General features: G+C 60.0%; 5 protein-coding genes. 2 read left to right on the plus strand and 3 right to left on the minus strand.

The features are described from left to right. Positions 1-55: 55 nt before the first annotated feature. The 3 genes from ACTJJN_RS26880 to ACTJJN_RS26890 are packed head-to-tail and all read right to left on the minus strand — an operon-like array spanning position 56 to position 1,137. Positions 56-676, minus strand: a complete 621-nt coding sequence (locus ACTJJN_RS26880; RefSeq protein ID WP_003247346.1) for an SOS response-associated peptidase — start codon at positions 674-676, stop codon at positions 56-58. 15 nt (positions 677-691) lie between these two features. Further along, positions 692-952, minus strand: a complete 261-nt coding sequence (locus tag ACTJJN_RS26885) for a putative signal transducing protein (RefSeq protein ID WP_003247348.1) — start codon at positions 950-952, stop codon at positions 692-694. Further along, complete coding sequence (locus ACTJJN_RS26890; protein ID WP_003247349.1) at positions 952-1,137, minus strand: CPXCG motif-containing cysteine-rich protein; 186 nt, start codon at positions 1,135-1,137, stop codon at positions 952-954. The genes ACTJJN_RS26885 and ACTJJN_RS26890 overlap by 1 nt, the downstream gene beginning before the upstream one ends. Before the next feature lie 122 nt (positions 1,138-1,259). Here ACTJJN_RS26890 and ACTJJN_RS26895 point away from each other — a divergent pair, with 122 nt between their 5' ends. Continuing rightward, positions 1,260-2,429 carry a 1-acyl-sn-glycerol-3-phosphate acyltransferase gene (locus ACTJJN_RS26895; RefSeq protein ID WP_003247351.1) on the plus strand — a complete coding sequence of 390 codons (1,170 nt, stop codon included), beginning with the start codon at positions 1,260-1,262 and terminating at the stop codon, positions 2,427-2,429. A 259-nt stretch (positions 2,430-2,688) separates the two neighbouring features. Continuing rightward, positions 2,689-3,639, plus strand: coding sequence for an IS110 family transposase (locus ACTJJN_RS26900; protein ID WP_004577666.1), 951 nt, complete (start codon positions 2,689-2,691; stop codon positions 3,637-3,639). The last annotated feature ends 154 nt before the right edge of the window (positions 3,640-3,793 follow it).

Below are 3,793 nucleotides of genomic sequence, written 5' to 3' on the forward strand. Positions count from 1 at the left end.
AACACGATCATTGTAGGAGCGGGCTTGCCCGCGAAAGGGCCGGCACAGCCCCCCATCAAGCCGGGGTAAGACACTCCGGCGCATCCAGCTTCGGGTCATTGACGAAATTGGCCAAGGCCCGCTCACGCAACGTCGCAGGTGGGCTGGCCAGCAGCTCGTGCAAGCGGGTAACCGGCGTGTCCGGGTCGAGCCAGGCCGCCTGTCCGGCCTCGTCCAGTATCAGCGGCCGACGCTGGTTCATGGCCGCCTGGGTCACCACCGCGCAACTCAACCATACCTGGTCCTGCACCGGGTAGGCCTCCCACACCGCCGCAAAATACAGCGACGCGCCCTCCCCCGGGGTCAACCAGAACGGGCGTTTGCGCACGTTGCCACGCCATTCGTAAAAGCCGTTGGCCGGCATCAGGCAGCGACGCTGGCGAAATGCATCGCGAAACATCGGTTGCTCGGCCAGCGTTTCGGCCCGGGCATGGGCAGGGGTACGGGACAGGTCGGTGAGCCAGGCCGGGGTCAACCCCCAGCGCGCCTTTGCCAGTTGCTGCTGGCCATCAAGCTGGCGCTGGATCAGCACCGATGCCCCTGGCGATATATTCCATTGGGCCGGCTGGCCGACGGGAAAACCCGGCAGACTGGCAAGGGCCTGGGGCCAGCGAAACAGGGCATAACGTCCACACATGGGGGAATTCAGAACCTAGCAGATCAAGGTACCGGGGACATGCTCCGGCTCGTCGCCAACCAGTGGCTGGGCATCATTGTACGCATCGATCAGCTGCCGTGCGCATTCGGCCTGCTCATCAGCCACGATAAGCCCCAACAGGCCCTGCAAGGGCAGCTCGCCGGCGGCACCGAGCAGGTCACGGCCGACCACGTGTACATCGATCCCCTCGCTGGCAAGCATGCCTGCCAGCATTTGCGCCTCGAGCAGGCTTTCCGGTTCGTAGATGCGCTGCATCAGGCGTCGTCCTCGCGGCGGACTTCAAGCATCCATTCGTCACCATGCACCTGCAGAATGCACACCACAGGCTGGCAGCACACCTGACAATCCTCGGTATAAACCTGGTCGCCCGCAGACAGATCGACGGTAGTTTCCACACGTTCGCCACAATAAGGGCAATCATAGAAGTCGGTTTCCAGCATCGCGGCCTCCGCAGTGACTTATGCGTATAATTGCCGGTCTGTTTACAGGGTCTGTGTGCGTCCGAGCCGTTTTTCGGAGCCCGTCCCTACCTTATTACCCTAGCCGTTTCCAACAAGAGAGCATGATGGGCGAATTCGATGCCATCCGACCGTACGACGACGCTGAGGTCCCTGCCGTTCTGGCACGCCTGCTCAGCGACCCGGCATTCCTCGATATCCTCACTCACTTCCGCTTTCCGCGTGCGGCCGGTGCTCTCGGCTGGTTGCTCAAGCCCTTGATCGCACGCCGCCTGCGCAAGGAATTCGCCGGCGTTACCTGTGTCTCGACCCTGCAGGACAAAGTCGAGTACTACGTCGACCAGACCATCGATCGCGCCACCGACGGCGTCACCTATTCGGGTGTGGAACAGCTCAAGGCAGGCACCGCCTACCTGTTCCTGGCCAACCACCGTGATATCGTCATGGACCCGGCCTTCGTCAACTATGCCGTGTACCACGCCGGCCTGCCCACGCCGCGCATCGCCATTGGCGACAACCTGCTGCAAAAGCCCTTTGTCAGCGACATGATGCGCCTGAACAAGAGCTTCATCGTGCACCGTTCGATCAGCGGGCGGCGCGAAAAACTGGCTGCCTACCAACTGCTATCGGCCTACATCAACCACTCGATCCGCAACGATGCCACCTCGATCTGGATTGCCCAGGCCGAAGGTCGGGCCAAGGACGGTGACGACCGTACCGACTCGGCGATCCTCAAGATGTTCCACATGAGCCGCAAGGACGAGCCGTTCGGTGCGGTTATCCAGAGCCTGAACCTGACCCCGGTGTCGATCAGCTACGAATACGACCCGTGCGATCAGGCCAAGGCCCGCGAGCTGTACATCCGTGCCACAACCGGCACCTACAAGAAGGCGCCGGGCGAAGATGACAACAGCATTGCTAAAGGCATTACCGGCTACAAGGGCCGAGTCCACATCAACTTCGCGCCGCCGGTAACCGAGTACCACGAAGACACAAAACAGCTGGCGGCAGAGATTGACCGGCAGATTCTGGGGGGCTACCGACTGTTCCCAGTGCATTACCTGGCGTATGCGATGTGGGAAGGCAAGGACGAAGCCCTGCAGGTGCCAAGCGCCGAGAAGGTGTTCCCGGCGGATGAGCTGGCCAAGGCCAAGGAAGAATGGCAACGGCGTCTGGATGCCTGCCCGCAAGAGCAGCGGCCGTACCTGGTGTTGCAGTATGCGACGCCGGTGCGCAACCAGTACCAGGTCCGGCAGCAGACGCCGGTCGCCTGATCGATCCCGGGGGCTGCGTTGCAGCCCAATCGCGACACAAGGCCGCTTGTGTCTTGATGGGGGATTAGAATCTGGAGTGAGAGCGGTGAATGGCAAGCTGAATGCCGTAGGTGCCTTGAGCACGTGTGGGAGCACAAGCTGCCATTCACCGTTCCACTTTGGCGAGAGCCCGAACAGTTGGATGCGGCTCTGATCTCGAATCACAAGCGTGGGCCAAGCCAAAGTCCTCTCACTGTGTTGAGTTTAGGAGGTTTTGGTGATGGCTTCCTTCTTGGGTATCGATGTTTCCAGTCTCTCCCTTGATGCTGCGGTGCGGCCACAGGGCATCAAAATGCATTTAAGCAATGATCCCACAGGCTTTGAGGCGCTACTGGAGAGCCTTCGCAAGCTCAGTATCAAGCGCGTCCTGTTAGAGGCGACGGGTGGCTACGAGCGAGATGTCATGCGTTTTCTACAGGACGCTGGCTACAAGGTCATACGCGTTAATCCCAGGCGAGCCAGGTCATTCGCTGACTCTCTAGGCATCAAGGCCAAGACTGACGCCATCGACGCCGAGGTTCTGGCGCACTATGCCGAAGTCATTCCAGATCAACCCTCCCTGCGAATCAGCCCCGAACGAGCGCTTCTGCGAGAGTTGCTTCAGCAACGTGATCGGTTGGTTCAACAGCGAGATGACGACCTGCGGCGCCTGAAGCAGGTGCAATCGACTGCAGTTGCTAACTACCTGAATGCCAACCTGAAACACTTCAAAGCGCAGATCAAACTGGTTGAGCGTGAGATCGAACAGCAAACCGCGATGCTGAACGACGAACGGGTTACCCAACTGATTAAAGTGAAAGGCATTGGGATGGTGACAGCGGGCAAGCTAGTAGCGCTGCTGCCGGAGCTGGGTCGGGTTGAATCCAGAGAAATTGCCTCCCTGGTCGGAGTGGCGCCCTTCAACCACGACAGTGGGAAATTCATGGGCAAGCGCTCTATCTCTGGCGGACGATTTGCGGTCAGGCGATCGCTGTACATGGCATGCCTTGTGGCGATGAGATACAACCCAGCACTCAAGGCTCGTTATCAGTCACTGCGGGAGCGCGGAAAACTTCCCAAAGTCGCTATCGTGGCCTGCATGAGAACGTTCATCGTGCGGTTAAATGCCATGCTCAGAACGGGTACATCATGGCTCGATCTAGTGCTACCGCAGCCTGAAAGTACAACGTAAATCCAGAACGCAGCGTGAGCCGCGTGGAAGCGGGCTTGCCCGCGAAGCCAACACCGTGGTGGATGGCACGGGCTTCGCCCGTGTTCGCGGGCAAGCCCGCTCCCACAGGGAAGGCGCCAGCTTTTAGAAATTGAGCAAGACAGTTGCTCCCACA

The organism is Pseudomonas sp. 22515 (assembly GCF_052044625.1).
GTDB classification, from domain to species: Bacteria; Pseudomonadota; Gammaproteobacteria; order Pseudomonadales; family Pseudomonadaceae; genus Aquipseudomonas; species Aquipseudomonas alloputida.

What these genes read in the sequence shown, in the direction of transcription:
- ACTJJN_RS26885 (WP_003247348.1), bottom strand. Translation starts at nt 952, where the DNA reads ATGCAGCGCATCTACGAACCGGAAAGCCTGCTCGAGGCGCAAATGCTG.
- ACTJJN_RS26900 (WP_004577666.1), top strand. Translation starts at nt 2,689, where the DNA reads ATGGCTTCCTTCTTGGGTATCGATGTTTCCAGTCTCTCCCTTGATGCT.
- ACTJJN_RS26890 (WP_003247349.1), bottom strand. Translation starts at nt 1,137, where the DNA reads ATGCTGGAAACCGACTTCTATGATTGCCCTTATTGTGGCGAACGTGTG.
- ACTJJN_RS26895 (WP_003247351.1), top strand. Translation starts at nt 1,260, where the DNA reads ATGATGGGCGAATTCGATGCCATCCGACCGTACGACGACGCTGAGGTC.
- ACTJJN_RS26880 (WP_003247346.1), bottom strand. Translation starts at nt 676, where the DNA reads ATGTGTGGACGTTATGCCCTGTTTCGCTGGCCCCAGGCCCTTGCCAGT.